The organism is Halomonas sp. DP3Y7-2 (assembly GCF_019800795.1).
Classification (GTDB): Bacteria; Pseudomonadota; Gammaproteobacteria; order Pseudomonadales; family Halomonadaceae; genus Halomonas; species Halomonas litopenaei_A.
This window is the reverse complement of sequence record NZ_JAHVKJ010000010.1, coordinates 629,693-645,759: the sequence shown is the minus strand read 5'-3', so window position 1 is coordinate 645,759 and position 16,067 is coordinate 629,693. Positions and strand designations below refer to the sequence as shown.

Annotated in this window: 18 protein-coding genes; 14 read left to right on the top strand and 4 right to left on the bottom strand. The window is 60.5% G+C overall.

The features are described from left to right. Positions 1–17: 17 nt before the first annotated feature. Positions 18–608 carry an NAD(P)H-dependent oxidoreductase gene (locus tag KUV45_RS15275; protein WP_222162038.1) on the top strand — a complete coding sequence of 197 codons (591 nt, stop codon included), beginning with the start codon at positions 18–20 and terminating at the stop codon, positions 606–608. A 213-nt stretch (positions 609–821) separates the two neighbouring features. Beyond that, positions 822–1,136, top strand: a complete 315-nt coding sequence (locus KUV45_RS15270; RefSeq protein WP_222162037.1) for a putative quinol monooxygenase — start codon at positions 822–824, stop codon at positions 1,134–1,136. Positions 1,137–1,214: 78 nt separating this feature from the next. On the opposite strand, the gene KUV45_RS15265 is transcribed toward KUV45_RS15270, so the two are convergent. The 4 genes from KUV45_RS15265 to KUV45_RS15250 all read right to left on the bottom strand — a co-directional run bounded on the left by KUV45_RS15265 (position 1,215) and on the right by KUV45_RS15250 (position 4,095). Further along, positions 1,215–2,405, bottom strand: a complete 1,191-nt coding sequence (locus tag KUV45_RS15265) for an MFS transporter (protein WP_222162036.1) — start codon at positions 2,403–2,405, stop codon at positions 1,215–1,217. After that, positions 2,402–2,809: a heme-binding protein gene (locus KUV45_RS15260; RefSeq protein WP_222162035.1), complete on the bottom strand. Its 408-nt coding sequence runs from the start codon at positions 2,807–2,809 to the stop codon at positions 2,402–2,404. Before KUV45_RS15260 ends, KUV45_RS15265 begins: the two co-directional genes overlap by 4 nt. 145 nt (positions 2,810–2,954) lie before the next feature. Further along, positions 2,955–3,635: an IclR family transcriptional regulator gene (locus tag KUV45_RS15255; protein WP_224851834.1), complete on the bottom strand. Its 681-nt coding sequence runs from the start codon at positions 3,633–3,635 to the stop codon at positions 2,955–2,957. Between the two features lie 88 nt (positions 3,636–3,723). Further along, entirely contained in the window at positions 3,724–4,095 is a 372-nt protein-coding gene (locus tag KUV45_RS15250) for a helix-turn-helix domain-containing protein (protein WP_222162033.1), read from the bottom strand. A 302-nt stretch (positions 4,096–4,397) separates the two neighbouring features. On the opposite strand from KUV45_RS15250, the gene KUV45_RS15245 reads away from it, so the two are divergent. The 12 genes from KUV45_RS15245 to KUV45_RS15190 all read left to right on the top strand — a co-directional run bounded on the left by KUV45_RS15245 (position 4,398) and on the right by KUV45_RS15190 (position 15,952). Then, positions 4,398–4,985, top strand: a complete 588-nt coding sequence (locus KUV45_RS15245; RefSeq protein ID WP_222162032.1) for an NAD(P)H-dependent oxidoreductase — start codon at positions 4,398–4,400, stop codon at positions 4,983–4,985. A 29-nt stretch (positions 4,986–5,014) separates the two neighbouring features. Next, positions 5,015–5,362: a cupin domain-containing protein gene (locus tag KUV45_RS15240; protein ID WP_222162031.1), complete on the top strand. Its 348-nt coding sequence runs from the start codon at positions 5,015–5,017 to the stop codon at positions 5,360–5,362. 34 nt (positions 5,363–5,396) lie between these two features. Next, entirely contained in the window at positions 5,397–6,113 is a 717-nt protein-coding gene (locus KUV45_RS15235) for a glutathione S-transferase family protein (protein ID WP_222162030.1), read from the top strand. A 115-nt stretch (positions 6,114–6,228) separates the two neighbouring features. Continuing rightward, positions 6,229–6,633, top strand: coding sequence for a PaaI family thioesterase (locus tag KUV45_RS15230; RefSeq protein ID WP_206942712.1), 405 nt, complete (start codon positions 6,229–6,231; stop codon positions 6,631–6,633). 467 nt (positions 6,634–7,100) lie between these two features. Then, positions 7,101–7,337, top strand: a complete 237-nt coding sequence (locus tag KUV45_RS15225; RefSeq protein ID WP_224851787.1) for a GTP cyclohydrolase, FolE2/MptA family — start codon at positions 7,101–7,103, stop codon at positions 7,335–7,337. Beyond that, on the top strand, positions 7,337–7,750 hold the full coding sequence (hisI, locus tag KUV45_RS15220) for a phosphoribosyl-AMP cyclohydrolase (RefSeq protein WP_222162029.1): 414 nt from the start codon (positions 7,337–7,339) through the stop codon (positions 7,748–7,750). The genes KUV45_RS15225 and hisI overlap by 1 nt, the downstream gene beginning before the upstream one ends. A gap of 35 nt (positions 7,751–7,785) precedes the next feature. Then, on the top strand, positions 7,786–9,171 hold the full coding sequence (gene cysS / locus KUV45_RS15215; protein ID WP_222162028.1) for a cysteine--tRNA ligase: 1,386 nt from the start codon (positions 7,786–7,788) through the stop codon (positions 9,169–9,171). A gap of 38 nt (positions 9,172–9,209) precedes the next feature. Then, positions 9,210–10,337, top strand: coding sequence for an NAD(P)/FAD-dependent oxidoreductase (locus KUV45_RS15210; RefSeq protein ID WP_224851788.1), 1,128 nt, complete (start codon positions 9,210–9,212; stop codon positions 10,335–10,337). Then, entirely contained in the window at positions 10,331–11,335 is a 1,005-nt protein-coding gene (locus tag KUV45_RS15205) for an arsenic resistance protein (protein WP_222162026.1), read from the top strand. The genes KUV45_RS15210 and KUV45_RS15205 overlap by 7 nt, the downstream gene beginning before the upstream one ends. A gap of 478 nt (positions 11,336–11,813) precedes the next feature. Beyond that, positions 11,814–12,533 (top strand): response regulator transcription factor, encoded by a 720-nt coding sequence (locus tag KUV45_RS15200; protein ID WP_224851790.1) that lies wholly within the window; start codon positions 11,814–11,816, stop codon positions 12,531–12,533. After that, positions 12,530–13,909: a sensor histidine kinase gene (locus tag KUV45_RS15195; RefSeq protein WP_222162025.1), complete on the top strand. Its 1,380-nt coding sequence runs from the start codon at positions 12,530–12,532 to the stop codon at positions 13,907–13,909. Before KUV45_RS15200 ends, KUV45_RS15195 begins: the two co-directional genes overlap by 4 nt. Positions 13,910–14,014: 105 nt before the next feature. Continuing rightward, positions 14,015–15,952 carry a TonB-dependent receptor domain-containing protein gene (locus tag KUV45_RS15190; RefSeq protein ID WP_222162024.1) on the top strand — a complete coding sequence of 646 codons (1,938 nt, stop codon included), beginning with the start codon at positions 14,015–14,017 and terminating at the stop codon, positions 15,950–15,952. The last annotated feature ends 115 nt before the right edge of the window (positions 15,953–16,067 follow it).

Here is a 16,067-nt window from a genome sequence, read left to right as displayed (position 1 = left end):
GACGAATCGGACAGTCCATGAACATTCTGATGCTTAACGGCGGCAAGGCGTTCGCTCACTCCGGCGGCCGCTACAACGACACTCTGCATGACGCGGGCCGAGGCGTCCTCGCTGAGCTGGGTCACCAGATTCAGGAGACACGCATCGACGAGGGTTACGACCTTCAGGCCGAAATCGACAAGTGGCTGTGGGCAGACACCATCATCGTGCAGATGCCTGGTTGGTGGATGGGACCGCCGTGGATCGTGAAACGCTACCTGGACGAAGTACTGACCGAAGGCCATGGCAGCCTCTACGCCAGCGACGGTCGCTCGCGCAAGGATCCGTCTCTCCAGTACGGCAGTGGCGGTCTGCTGCAGGGGCGCCGCTATATGCTGTCATTGACCTGGAATGCGCCCAGAGAAGCCTTCGATGAGGAAGGCAACTTCTTCGAGGGCAAGGGCGTCGACGGCGTCTACTTCCCGGTCCACAAGGCGATGGAGTTCCTCGGCATGCAAGGCTTGCCCACCTACCTCGCCAACGACGTGATCAAGGCGCCCGCGATCGATACCCATGTCGCCGAATATCGCGAACATTTGCTCGCGCTGTTCTCGACCACCGAGGCCTGAGCAAACGCTGCCGTCATTAGCCGTGCGGAACGACGCGTCAGCGCCCGAAGCCCAGCATCCAAGGCCTCGATGCTGTCAGGTAGAGCCTTCGCGCAGTGGGCGACGCAGCGACTCATCCGTGCAGGCATTGATGCCGTATTTCCTTGAGCGCTTTACGGCCCCGACAATCCGGCCGGGGCCCGTCCACCAGATCAAGACCAGAGGAGTGTCACCATGCTGTGGGTCATTGCGACGATCACCACAACCCCGGGCAACGCCCAGAACGTGCTGGATGCATTGCTTGAGGTAGCCCCAACGGTTCAACAGGAAGAGGGCTGCCTGCGCTATCAGCCGGCCATCGACGCCCCAAGAGGCCTGACCCATGACGACACCGCGCGCAGCGATACGGTCACCGTCATCGAAACCTGGTCCTCCCGTGCGGCACTGGAAGCCCACATGGAGACTCCACACATGGCACGCTTTCGCGACGCCACGGCAGACTGGGTCACCCATGCCGACATTCGCTTGATCGACCCAGTCGACGCCTGATAGAGGCGCAACGAGCAAGAACATACCCGCCCCCGCCCCTTCACCAAGTGGGCGGGGGCGGGTGAAATGGCGACTCCATCACGCCGCCGCCTCGACAACACGAGAGCGGTTCACCTTGCCCTGAAGCCACAGGATGCCCAGCGCCAGCACCGCCAGACCGCTTCCGGCCAATGGCGTGAGTGCCAGCGCCTCCCTTGCGACCAGCGCACTGCCCGCGGCGGAACCGGCCGAGATACCGATATTGAACGACGAGATATTGAGCGCCGAGGCAAACGCCACCGCCCGCGGCCGATGCTGTTCGGCAGACGCCAGCATGCCTGACTGAAACGCGGGCGACAGACCAAAAGCCAAGGCACCCCACACCGCCAGCCATATCGGCATCAACGCGCTTATCTGTCCCCAGGCATGGATGGTTGCCAGGATCGCCGCCAGCCCCAGCAATAGCCAGGCGGCGGTGCGCCGCCATCCCATGGCGCCGACCATTCGACCGCCCATCAGGTTGCCAACCAGGGTCGCGCCACCGAAGACGATCAGCAGTCCACTGGCGATATGCGTGGAGAAACCCGACTGCTCGGTCAGCCAGAGACTGATGTAGGTGAATAGCGGAAAGGTCGCACCGAAGCCCACCGCCGTCAGCGCCATGGTCACCACGATGACCGGATGGCCGAGCGCCGACAGCTGCTCTCGCCAGCTGCCTGTCGGCTGAGCGTCCAGATGCGCCGGCACCCAGCGCCACAGCGCGACTAGCGCCATGCTCGCCAGTACCACAATCACCACGAAGGGAACCCGCCACCCCACGCCGTTACCCAGCAGGCTTCCGACAGGTACACCAATCACCATGGCCAGCGTCAGCCCTGAGAACATCAGCGCAATGGCACTACCTGCCTGCCCTTGCGGCGCCAGCCGACTGGCCACCGTCGCCCCTAGCGCAAACAGGGCGCCATGCGCCACGGCCGTGATCACTCGGCCGAACATCAGGCTGGTAAAGTCCTGGGCGATGACCGCCAACAGATTGCCGACCAGGAAGAGCGCCATCAGCCCCGTCAGCACCCGACGCGGCGGGAAGCGGGACAAGGTCAGCATGAGCATCGGCGTACCGACCGCCAAGGCCAGCGCATAGCCACTCACCAGAGCACCGGCGCGATCCTGGGTGACGCCCAGATCACTGGCGATGGTGGGCAGCACCCCGACCACGATGAACTCCGCCATGCCGATGGCAAAGGCAGCCACCGCCAGTGCCAGCACGGCAGGATGCTGGCCGCGCATCATGCCGCCTCCCGTGCCATCAGGCGCGGCCCCAGCTGGGCAAGGGTCTCGTCCAGTTCGACGGTTGCGCCGGCTACACCGACGGCCCCGACCACGCGCTGTTGTGCATCGCGCAGTACCACGCCGCCGCCAAAGCTGATCAGGCCACCGTTGGTGTTTTCCAGGGTATAGACGGCCTCGCCGGGAGCGGCGATCTGACCGAGTTGTGCACTGTCGGTTTGAAACAGCGAGGCCGTGCGCGCCTTCTTGATCGCGACATCGATACTGCCGGGAACCGCGCCATCCATGCGTTCGAAGGCGACCTGGAGCCCGCTGGCGTCCACGATGGCCAGCGAGACGGCAAACCCTTCAGCGGCAGCAGCCTCGTGAATCCCTGCAATCACGTGTTGGGCATCGTCAAGTTGCATGTCATTCTCCTCATGAATACAGACAAGAGCAGCGTCGTCGTCGACGCGATGAGGAGCATGCCGATGCCGCGCAGGCAGGCACAGGGGGGAGCGGCGGATGCCGATCAAGATTCGACAATGTCGAACGGCGAGGAGTACAGGAGGGTCAGCGCGCTAGAAGTTGCTTCGCCAACCGGCTCAGCTGCGCCTGCGTCCAGCGCGATGAGGGACCCGCCATGCCCAAAGCGGCCACGCACTCTCCGCGCTGGCGCAGCGGAATCGCCAGGCAACAAAGACCTGCCTCCACGGCTTCAAGGTCCAGTGCAAAGCCCTGGAGGCTGACCTCCCGAAGCCGGGCCTCCTGCGCATCGGTCAGGGGGCCATCGCGCCTGACCTGGCGCAGCAGGTCGTCATCGTTGGCCAGGAAGACATGGCCGATCGCCGAATGCCGCAGCGACTCCCGACGTCCCCGTGGACTCTGGACACGCCGCGGCTGCCGTCCCTCCACGGCCTCGAGATACAGGTACTGCTGGCTGCCGCAGGGCGCGGCCAGATAGACCGTCTCATCACTCAGCGCCGCGGCTTCTTCCAGTAGTCCGCGGTAATGATGACGCAGTTGCTCACGCTCCTGTGCCAATGGCTCAGCCAGCTCGTCAAGACGCAACCCAAGCCAGTAGCCCTCGGCCAGGCGCCGGACGTAGCCCAATGCCACCAGGGTATTCAGCAATCCGTGAACGGTGGTCTTGCCCAAGCCCACCTCAGCGCTGAGATGGGCCAATGTCTGCGGCTTGTCGGCGCGTCGCAACGCCTCGAGCAGCAGAAAGCTGCGCGACACCGACTGGATCATTCTGGTCACTGACGTGCCTCGCCCTGGGTCCCGGAGCGTGCGGTGGGAACGCCCGACACCCCGCGAGAGCGGCCCGGAGACACCCTCATCATTGGTCCACGACCCCTTCCGGCAATGACTCGCTCCATTCACGCAGTTCATCGAGCACCCTGATGGCCGTCTCGCCAAGTGGCGTGATCGCGTATTCGACCACGACCGGCGACGTCTCGCGCACGTGCCGGGAGATCAGTCCCTTAGTCTCGAGAAAACGCAGGCGCTCGGTGATCATCTTCTTGCTGGCGCCCCCCACCATGCGAGCAAGGTCATTGAACCTCACCGGCCCTTCGTTGATGTGCCACAGCAAGGATCCTGTCCACTTGCCGCCAAGCACACGCATGCCCTTCTCGATGGCACACGGCTCCAGACAGGGCGCCGCGACACGACGCCGGCCTTTCGAATCTTCCGTCACAGACGCTTCCACTTTCCTATCTCCTGTGTACCTACCCAGCCCCCGCTCGAATCGTGGCGTTGACAGCGCCTTGGCCGCTCTCCTCTACCAGGGCGTCCTCTACCAGGGCGCCTTCCACCAGCGCGTCGCCTCCAAGACGTCTCTTACAAAGCGTCTCTTACAAAGCGTCAAGACGTCCGCCGGGATGTCACGCTGCTGTCCAGCGATCAGGTTACCAAAAGTATACTAGTTGTTTTTACATACCGCTCGCTTCATCTTAACTCCTGAAGAGCCTGCAGATCCATGACTCATTGCCACTCAAGACGGAGATTTTTATGCGTAACGTACTGATCATAAACGGTCACCAGCCCTATCCATTTGCCAAGGGCACACTCAACGACAGCCTGGCTGAGCGCGCTCGTCATTGGCTTTCCAGCAAGGGCCACGAGGTCCGCGTCAGTCGCATCGCCGAAGGGTATGACGTCGAGGAGGCCATTGCCGACCACCAGTGGGCCGACGTGGTAATCATGCAGTTCCCGATCAACTGGATGATGGTGCCCTGGTCCTTCAAGAAATACATGGATGAGGTCTACACCGCCGGCATGGATGGCCGCTTGTGCAACGGCGACGGCCGCACCGCCGAGAAGCCGAAGGAGAACTATGGGCTGGGCGGTACCCTGACCGACACCGACTACATGCTCAGCGTCACCCTCAATGCGCCATCCGAAGCCTTTGATGACCCCGAGGAACCCTTCTTCGCCGGCAAGTCGCTGGATGACCTGGTCGCCCCCGTGCATCTGAACGCACGCTTCTTTGACATGAGCCCACTGCCGACTTTCGGCGCCTTCGACGTGATGAAGAACCCCGACATCGACAGAGACCTCGCGCGCTTCGATGCCCATCTCGAGCGCGTCTTCGGCTGATGCCTCCGTCACCTTCAGGAGAACACCCCATGACAACACCTCAATGGCCTGACGCTGGGCACCCGGTTCCGCTGGCCGACCAGGCCTCTCCGGAGTTCTACCGCGAGCTCATCAACACCGGTGAGACACGCCTGGTACACATGACCATGGCCCCCGGCGCCGCCGATGCGCCTCACCGCCATCCCGAAGAGATCGTCTACTTCCTGTCTGCCGGCCGCCTGCGCATCGCGCTGGAAAGTGGCGATGCCGTGGAGCGTGACGTGGTTGCAGGGGACGTCATGCATAACGAGGCCTGGGCCCACCAGGTGACCAACGTTGGCGCGACTTCCGTCGAGGCCATCATTTTCGAACGCCTGGATCGCGACGACCTGGCGTAACCCCACTTATCGTCACTCCACTGAGGAAGCCTCCATGCCACAGCCGGATATTCACCTGTACACCGCTGCCACCATGAACGGCTACAAGCCGGTCATCTTTCTCGAAGAGGCCGAGGTGCCCTACGAATTGACCTTCATCGACTTTGGCAAAAAGGAGCAAAAGGCGCCCGACTATCTCAAGCTCAACCCCAACGGGCGCATTCCCACCATTGTCGACCGAGGCAATGACGACTTCGCCGTATTCGAGAGTGGCGCCATCCTGTGGTACCTGGCCGAGAAGTACGACCAGTTCCTGCCCAGAGAGGCCAAGGCCCGCAGCGAAACGCTACAGTGGCTGATGTTCCAGATGGGGGGCATCGGTCCGATGATGGGCCAGGCCATGTACTTCCAGCGCATCGCCGCCCCCAACGGCCAGCAGGAACCCTTCTCCATCAAGCGTTACGTGGATGAGTCCCGTCGCCTGCTGGAGGTCCTGAACACCCGTCTGGAAGGCCGCGAGTGGCTGGCGGGGGATCAGTACACCATCGCCGACATGGCGACCTACCCCTGGGCCCGCGCCTACGTCTGGGCCAAGGTGTCGATCGACGGTCTCGACCACCTGAAGGCCTGGTTCGAGCGGCTCGATGCGCGCCCCCAGATTCAGAAGGCCTTGACCATCCCGAAGGCACAGCCCGCCTTCTGGGGTGACGCCGACGAAAGCGAGTTTCTCAAGGAAAATGCGGCACGCTTTTCCTCCGATGTGCGCACTTGAACTCGACCCGACGTGGCCCATCGCTGAAGGTGTGTAGCGACGTCATAGTGACAGCCCTTGGCCAGTGTGTATCGTAGGCGCTGTTCAAAATTATCCTCACAATGAGATCACCGCCATGACCACCGCCGACGATATTAACCGCATGCTGGCAACACACTGGCCAAGCTGTCCGTTTACCTGTCTCGAACTTGCCGAGCGCCACGCCATTGCCACGGTCGAGGTCCGAGAAGAGGACCTGCGGCCCGGTGGCTATGTGTGTGGCCCTGCCCTGTTTGCCGCTGCAGACGCGGCACTGTGGTTTCTGGCTTCTGCTGGCCGTGAAACGCCACAGGCCATGGCGTTGACCTCTGACCTGGCGATTCGCTATCTGTCGCCGGCTGTCGGCCAGCGGATCATCGCCCGGGCCGACCTCAACAAGAGTGGAGGCAGAACCATGATCGGCAGCGTGTCGGTGTGGATGGATGACAGCGAAAGCGAGCCCTGCGCCATCGCACAGGGCGCTTATATTCTTCCCGCCTGATAATTCGAGACCGTCAACTGCTCCTCATTCACGCCCGAACGTCGGGTGACTAGCGTGTTAGGAGCAGCGTGGGTGACGCTGCTCCAGACGAGTCATTCTAAAAAGTGACGCTCTCCATTTTGTTGAGCACTGGCGTCCTGGATCCTGCTCAGCCATCGTCCATTCAGGAAGCCGTTCACTGACGACCCCGTTGTTGTCATGGCTGTTCATGACGCAAGACTCAGGTGCCCCTGAACGAGCAGACTCACCTGCGCGAGAGAGTTCTAGACAACGAGGGCCTAAGAAGTGTTATGTTATAACATATTAATCTTGGTTTGCTCTTAACCCTACGCCAACCCCGTTGGTAGACAGGGAGAGCCCCTTTCACCTTCTCGCTCTACTCACCGCCACTCTGATGGTGGATACAACGGCAGATGGGCGGGAGAGGGAAGACAACTTGCACGGTCACGGGGTGCTAACGCACGAATATGAACCGCACCAGCACAGACTCTCTAGCAGTAGTCAAACGAATCAAAGAACGGTCGTTCGCACTCGCCAATGACCACAACCCGATGTTCTGTGCAGACGCCTCGCGTCGCCTACACCATGCCATGCATGACCATCCCCATATCCAGGGAAGGGGGCACCCTGCGGGTGGTACATGTCGAGCGCCTTCACGCCCACGACGCCGTGGCCCGCAGCAGTGGAACTGGCAGGAGACCTGATGGATATCTGGAAACAACTGGAAGAGGCCGAGCGTGGTGAGCGCCGCCCGTTCGATACCGTCATCGACGCCATGCCATGGAACAGCGACGGCCTGGTGACCGCCGTCGCCCAGCAGCACGACAGTGGCGAGGTGCTGATGCTCGCCTGGATGAACCGCGAGGCACTGCGCGAGACCCTGGACACCGGGCGAGTCTGCTACTGGTCACGTTCCCGGCAGGTCCTGTGGCGCAAGGGTGAGAGCTCGGGCCACCGGCAGCGGCTCGTCGAGGCCCGACTGGACTGCGACGGCGACGCCCTGCTGCTGCTCGTCGACCAGCAGGGACCGGCCTGCCACACGGGGCGTCCCAACTGCTTCTACAACGCCATTCGCGACGGCTCGGTGGAGGTCATCACCGCACCACTGAGCCCCTGACGGCCCCTCCTCCCGAACGCCATGCCAGGAGTACAATGCAACTCTTCAACACCCTGACCCGCCGTCGCGAGACGCTGCGCACCGAACGACCTGACCGCGTCACGCTCTATGTCTGCGGTCCCACGGTCTACAACTACGCCCACATCGGCAACGCCCGCCCGGCGGTGGTCTTCGATCTGCTGTCACGGGTGCTGCGCCATGACTATGCGCAGGTGGTCTATGCGCGCAACTTCACCGACGTGGACGACAAGATCAATGCCGCCGCCGCCGCGGCCGGGGTGCCCATCGGCACCATCACCGAGCGCTATATCGCCGCCTACCATGAGGACATGCAGGCGCTCGGCGTGCGCCCACCGGATCTCGAACCCCTAGTCACCGACCACCTTCCCGAGATCATCGCGCTGATCGAGACCTTGATTGCACGCGGCCACGCCTACGAGGCCGAAGGGCACGTGCTCTTTCAGGTCGGCTCCTTTGCTGAGTACGGTCAGCTCTCGGGCCGTCGCCCCGAGGAAATGCTGGCCGGCGCCCGGGTGGAAGTGGCCCCCTACAAGCGCGACCCGCTGGACTTCGTGCTATGGAAGCCCTCCTCGCCCGAGCAGCCGGGTTGGGAGAGCCCCTGGGGGCGCGGGCGGCCCGGCTGGCACGTGGAGTGCACCGCCATGATTGGCGAGCACCTGGGGCATACCATTGACATTCATGGCGGTGGTCAGGACCTGATTTTCCCCCATCACGAGAACGAGATCGCTCAGGGGACCTGCGCCCACGGTGCCCGTTACTGCCACACCTGGGTGCACAACAGCTTCGTGACCGTGGACGGGCAGAAGATGTCGAAGTCGCTGGGCAACGTGCTGCTGGTCCGCGACCTGCTCGACCAGGGTCCCGGGGAAGCGGTGCGCCTGGCGCTGCTCGGCACGCACTATCGCCGGCCCCTGGACTGGAACGCAGAACGCCTTTCGCGTGCGCGGCGCACTCTGCTCCACCACTATCGAGTCCTGGCCAAGGTCGAGGCCCTGGAGGCCGTCGACACTCCCCCGGACGCCGAACTGCTGGCGGCGCTGCGCCGCGACCTCAACGTCGCCGAGGCGCTCGCCCGCCTGCAGCAGCTGGTGGACGACCTGAAGGCCGCAGATGGGGAGACCGATCGTGCCCGCGCCAAGGGTACGGTGCTGGCCTCAGCCAAACTACTCGGCCTGCTTCAACAGTCCCCCGCCAAGGCCCTGGCCGCGCTGGCCCCGGAACGCTCCGACCTACCGGTTGGGCGCATCGAGACCCTGATCGCCAAGCGAGAGCAGGCCCGGCAGCAGCGCGACTTCGCCCGCGCCGACGAGCTTCGCGACGCTCTGGCTGAGCTGGGCGTCGAGGTGCGCGATACGCCACAAGGCCCCCGCTGGCAGACAATAGAGGAAGTGTCGTCATGAGTCGGGTTGAGCGACAAGATCTAAAGGACATTCCCAGCGTGGATGTGGTCATCGTCGGCGCTGGCCCGGCAGGGATTGGCATCGGGCTTGAGCTTGAGAAGCTCATTGATGTCGAATATGTCGTGCTGGAAGCCCATGAGGTCGGCTCCTCCTTCAGGCGCTGGCCGACGCAAACGCGCTTTATCACCCCTTCCTTTCACAGCAACCCCTTCGGTTTAGCAGACCTGAACGCCGTGGAGGAGGCTAGCTCCCCAGCTATTTTCGCAGGGGCGGAGCACCTGAGCGGCGAACAGTATGCTGACTACCTAGCATTCGTCGCGCGGACACGCGACCTACCCATTGTTGAAGGCTGCGGGGTGCGGCAGGTCGAACCGCTAGAGCAGGACGGTTTTCTGCTGCAAACCGGGCGGGGTCCGCTGCGTACGCGCTTTCTGGTCTGGGCGACGGGGGAGTTTCAGTATCCCGACCTGACGCCATTTCCCGGTTCGCATTGGTGCACTCACTATGCCCAAGTCAGCAACTGGCAGGATCTGTCTGCTCCGGATGACTCCTCACTCCCGCATACGGTGATCGGGGGGTACGAAAGCGGTGTGGATGCGGCCGTCAATCTGGTGCGGCTGGGGCACCACGTGCGGCTTCTGGTGCGCAAACGTTCCTGGGCACAGGAGAATGCCTACGATCCCAGCCTATCGTTGTCGCCCTACACCCGAGAGCGGCTGTCTGAGGCGCTCAAGACCGGTCAGCTGGATGTCGCTTTCGGTACCGATGTGGTCGAGGTCAAGCGCCATGAAAAGAGCGGCTTTAGCATCCACGCAGCGGATGGCCGCCAATGGGATACCGCTCAAGCACCGGTTCTAGGCACAGGCTTTCACCAGGGTGGTGGTGCGCAACACATCTCCTCACTGTGGGACTGGACGGAAAAAGGGCATATCTCCCTGACGCCAGCCGATGAATCTACCCGCACCCCTGGACTCTTCCTGGTGGGACCACAGGTACGTCACGACCGACGCATCTTTTGCTTCATCTACAAGTTTCGCCAGCGATTCGCCCTCGTTGCTGAGCAGATTGCCGAACGCATGGGGCTGGACGTTGACGGCTTGCAGCGTAGTTCCGGGGCCTGGGGGCCATTTGGCAACCGCGACTGTTGCGAGGGTTGCGAATGTTGACGGCGGCTCGTGTTCTTGCCGCTTGCGGCACCACCGGCCTGCTATTGGGCGGTATGGTGTCGGGCGCTACCATTGGCCACTATGCGCCTTCAGCAGGCCAGTGGCTGGGCGATGGGATGGACGCCACCCTGCGACTGCTGATCGTCTTGCTGCTGCTGGGTGTGCGCTTCGGCTCCTTGTTCAAGGCACTACGGCGCCTGAGATTCCTAGGCGTGGCGATACTGGCCAACTTCGTGCTTATTCCCGCTATCGGTTACTGCATCGCTTCGTTGTTTCTGGGCGCTCACCCGTTGCTGATGGTGGGGTTGGCGATCTATTTCATGTCGCCTTGCACCGACTGGTTCCTGGGCTTTACACGCCTTGCCGACGGCGACGTGACCTTGGGCACAGCACTGATTCCCATCAACATGCTAGCTCAGCTGCTGCTCTATCCGTTCTTTGTCTTTTTGTTCACACGCAATGTGGTAGAGGTAGACAACGCACTTGTCGGTAGCGCGTTGCTACAATGGTTCGTGCTGCCGTTGGCCCTGGCTTTAGCTGCAAGACATGCACTTCGCCTAATCGTGGGAGGCGAACGTTTAGAACACCTGTTGGCATGGAGCGACCGCTGTACACCGCTGGTATTGGCTCTACTGGTCGCTCAGATTTTCGCCGACAATATTGGCGTCATCCTGGAGCATGGTCGGGTCTTCATCTGGCTCTTGCTGGCGGCATTCACCTTCTTCGTGGTCACCTTCTTGTTAGGAGAGGCCGCGAGTCGACTGGCAAGGCTGCCCTACCCCGAACATGCCTTACTGACCATGACGACTGCGGCGCGCAACGCCCCGCTCATGCTGGCGGTGACGATGGTGGCGCTGCCTGGTCAGCCACTAGTTTATGCTGCCATCGTGATCGGCATGCTGCTCGAATTTCCCCACTTGGCGTTGCTGCGTTACTTGCTCCTGCGCTCCAGGCGCGCGTTCAACAGCGTGGCAGTAAACTCCGGCCCCATTACCTAATATGAAATTCCGGCTCCTCCTCTCCGCTGACATACACAACAAATCAGCACCGACACGGAGCAAACCGTCGAGCCCTTCGGTATTACACTGCCGAATGGACATTACGTGCCTCTCACGCTGGCTTGCAGTGCCGCCCCGATTACCCCCTACACGACTGATGCAGGGTGTGATCGGAGGGCCACATACGACACATTCAGGGGGCACTCGCAGAGACCGTCTCGAGAGATAACTCCAAACCATTGGCGCAGGAGTTGTTAACGGCTCGCATGGATTTCAATGCGGCTCTGTACGAGAGTCGTCATCTACCTCAGCCAGAACAGCTCGAAATCCTAAGATTACTGAAGGACGCTACAGCTGCCATACGCCGCTGCACTCAGCAAGGCACGACGGGTGGCCCGGACAACAGCTAGCCAGTAGGAGGCACCAGATTATTGTCCCAGAGTGCCAGGTCGCATATGATAATACGTCTCATGTACACATGACTATTCTTGCCATGACCTGCTCTCATGCTGCCCAACCCAGTATCCTTGTGGTCGAGGATGATCCAACGCTAAACGACCAGATTTCCCAGTTGCTTGAGCGCAGGGGGTATCGCACACACGCCTGTTACTCCGGGGAAGATGCTCTGGAGAGAGCCCACAGCGAATCGTTCGACCTCATTCTTCTGGACGTAATGCTACCTAAGCTGGGCGGCTTTGAAGTACTCAACACACTACGCAAACGTTTACAGACTCCTGTCATCATGCTGACGGCGTGCGGGGCCGAAGAAGACCGCATTCTCGGCTTCAGCTGCGGGGCCGATGACTACGTGCCAAAACCGTTTACCTTTACCGAACTGGTGCTGCGTATCGAAGCTCTACTCAGACGCTGTATGCAGGTGGCCCGTCTGAGGCCAACGCCAAACACATTGGCCGCGGAGCCGCTGATACTGCGTCGCACCGATATGACCGTCTCCCATAGCAACGAACCAGTCACCCTGACCCCCCTGCAGTTTCGACTGCTATGGGAAATGGTGTTGCATCAGGGCGATACGCTCAGCAAGCCAGTGTTGTACCGCACAGTGCTTGAACGGGACTATAGCCGCTTCGATCGCAGCCTCGATATGCATATGAGTCGAGTGCGTCGCAAACTGATAGAAGCGGGGATGAGCGCCGACCGCCTGCAGACGGTGCATGGCAAGGGCTATCGCTTTTCATGAACCGTCGATTGTTGTGGAAGCTAAGCGCAACTCTCGCACTCGGGACCTTGGCGCTGGTGTGGGTGATCACCTTTCTGGGCGCTGAGACCGAGCAGAAAATGAGCTTTATCGCCGAGGCTGACCAGCAGACCTTGAGAGAGTGGGGCCAGACTGCACAACGCCTGTACCGTAGCGGAGACGACCAGGCCTTGACCGAGTGGCTCGACGCACTGCAGACGCGCGAGAATACCTGGGCGGCGGTCATTCGCTCACACCTTGAGCCTCTAGCCGGCAGCCAAGTGACCGAACGTCTGCAACAAGGCTTCAGGATAGGTCGCAGCGAAGAATGGAAGATCCACCTCTATTTTGCAGAGAATCCCATCATGGAGACCACCTTCGATGATGGCCAAACGCATTTTCTCGTGCTGCTTCCCCAGCGTATGCGTCCCGGCACCTACCTACCTCAAGTGTCATTGCTGCTCAAGATTGCACTGCCACTAGCGGTACTCGGGGTGCTCAGTCTCATCATCTACCGCCACGTGATGACGCCGCTGCGACAGCTTGAGATTGCCACCAGAGAATTCAGCGAAGGTAACCTCGCCGTTCGTATCAGGGCGCTGCTCGGCAACCGAAACGACGAGCTCACAGCACTCGCTGACACCTTTGATCGCATGGCTGAACGAATTGGCGAGTTGATCGTCACTCAGCGGCAATTGATCGCCGATCTATCGCATGAGCTGCGCACCCCCCTCACCCGTATCGACATGGCCATCAGTTGCGTCGAAGAAGGCGTCGATACTCATCATCTACTGCCACGCATCCGAAGAGAGTGTGAACTGATGCGAGGACTGGTGGAGGATACTCTGACCCTGGCGTGGCTGGAAAACGAGAAACCTCGCCTGTCTGACGATACTCTGGACCTGACGGACCTCATTGACACGATCGTCGAAGATGCACGCTACGAATATCCCACGCACCAGATCTCTGCCAAGCTTCCAAGCTCAGCAATCATCAGTGGAACCAGTCAGCGTTCACTGGCCCAGGCCATCGAGAATATTCTGCGTAACGCCTGCACCCACACTCCCCCCGGCGGACGCGTCGTCGTCGAACTGGCTAAGCAGACAGAGCACTACCGACTTACCGTCGATGATGAAGGCCCTGGTGTTGCGGTAGAGCACCTGGACCGCATTTTCGTCCCCTTCTTTCGGGTCCAGCGCTTCTGCCCAGCTGAGATTCATCGCCCGCACGTTTCAGGTCATGGCGTAGGTCTCGCCTTGGCACGACGCCAAGTGCAAGCGATCGGTGGCACCATCAAGGCCTACAACCGACAGGCAGGTGGCTTGCGCATGCAAATAGCGCTGCCAGACGCACGCCATGCCCCTGCTCAGACAACGTAGACGTAACAATTGTAAATTTCGTTCCTTTCTGAAAACGCTGTGGTGAAAATGTCTCTCCAAAAAGAATGATTCTCATCCCAATCGCTCTCTGGAGAGTTCCTCTACATGTCACGCCCCGCCACCTCGTCGCCCTTCATCCTGCAGCGCCGTACATTGTGCTCAGCCATCGCTTTAATCTGTTCCAGTTCAGCTGTCATGGCGCAGGAGCCCCTCGCGTCTCTGGCCCCCATTCAGGTCACGGCAGACCGTATTGGTGATGATGAACAGCGCGTCGATGACGATACTCTTCGTCGCTATCAGGCAGATGACCTGCAAGACATCTTCAGCGGCATGGCGGATGTCACGGTTGGAGGTGGAGGTTCGCCAGTGGCTCAGAAAGTCTATGTTCGAGGCCTGGAAGATACCCTGCTCAACGTCACCGTCGATGGTGCTACGCAATCGGGCTATTTGTTCCACCATCAAGGCAGGCTGATGGTCGAGCCAGAATTACTCAAAAGTGTATCGGTCTCGGCAGGCCCGGGCGATGCCACCAATGGGCCCGGAACGTTAGGCGGAGCTATTCGTTTTGAGACCAAGGATCCCGATGACCTACTCCGCCCTGGCGAGAGTATTGGAGGCCTGCTGAAGGCAGGCTACTTCAGCAACACAGATGGCTATAAGGCTTCAGCATCGCTGTTTGGGCGCATCAATGATGACTGGAGCGCGATGGCCACGTTGGTTGACAGCGATCATGATGATTACGAAGACGGCGACGGAAACACCCAGCCTTTCACGGGTACCGAGCTGCAGTCTGGATTTGCCAAGGTTGTCGGCCAGTTGACCGATGAGCAACGGATCGCCATCAGCTATGAGCGCAGTGAAGATGAAGCATACCGCAAGCACCGTCCTCACTGGGTGCCAAGCGTGCGCAATCCGGTGTTTGATCAGGAGATGGTGCGAGAAACGATCACCGGCAAGTACCGTTTCAATAGCCTGGACAACGACTGGCTAGATCTTGAATTCACTGTCTACGATACCGACGCGTCGCTTGAGCACATCGATGGACCTTATGGCACCTATCTAGGTGAGCTTGATAGCTACGGTGCCGACCTGCGCAACACCAGCTATCTGGGCGATCACACCTTAACTTATGGTATTGACTACCGACATGACGAAGGCAGCCTTAACAGCGACACGGAAACCGGCAGCGTCACTGGGCTGTACATTCAGAACGACTATCACGTCACGGATCGCCTGACCCTCAGCGCCGGTACTCGCTACGACTGGTACGAGCTCGATGAGAATGGCACCGGCCAGTCCTTTGACGAGTCAGGCTTCAGTCCCAACCTGGGCGTCAGCTTCGATGCGACAGAACAACTCAACCTCTATGGCGGCTGGGCCAGGGCTATCCGTGGAACTCAAGTCAAAGAGCTGTTTGTCCTTGACTACTACCGAAATGCGGAGGATCGCAAGGAAGAAACCTCCGACAATTATGAAGTCGGCGCGATCTACCGCCAGGGCAACCTCTACGTGTCGGGTGAAGCGTTCATCACCAAGATTGACGACGTCGTCGGTCAAGAAGGCTATACCGGTGTCCTCAACAATATAGGAGAGCTTGAGACACGAGGGTTCACAGCCAAGATCGGCTATGACTGGGAGCGCGTCAGTGCCTCTATTGCCTACAGCCAATCCAGCCCTGAGCTCAATGGGGAACCCCTCAACGACGATAACTTCAGCCTGGGCACCAGCGTAGGTGACTCCTGGATTGCTAACCTCAACTATCAGGCCACCGACAGTCTCGATATCGGTTGGAGCAGCCGCTTCACGGAGCGCCTCACCGACGTGGCGGATGGTTACTCAGAAAAGGCCGGTTTCGCTGTGCATGATGTATACGCCCAGTGGCAACCCTTGAGTGATGATCAGCTCACTCTCTCATTGACCGTCAATAATTTGCTCGACAAGCAGTACTACGACCACGCCAGCTACGCCGTTTACGGCGACGTCGCTGCAGGCTTGCCGGAGGCTGGTCGCGATATTCGCGCCAACGTGGCCTACCGCTTCTAAGGTAGCGTTGGGTACCTGATGCGTGCGACGACTGATTGGTAGCTGCCAAAGCACCAAGGCCACGTTTCACATACTAGGAAAAGTGGCTCTAGTGCACCGGCAGCTGCCGCTTGTT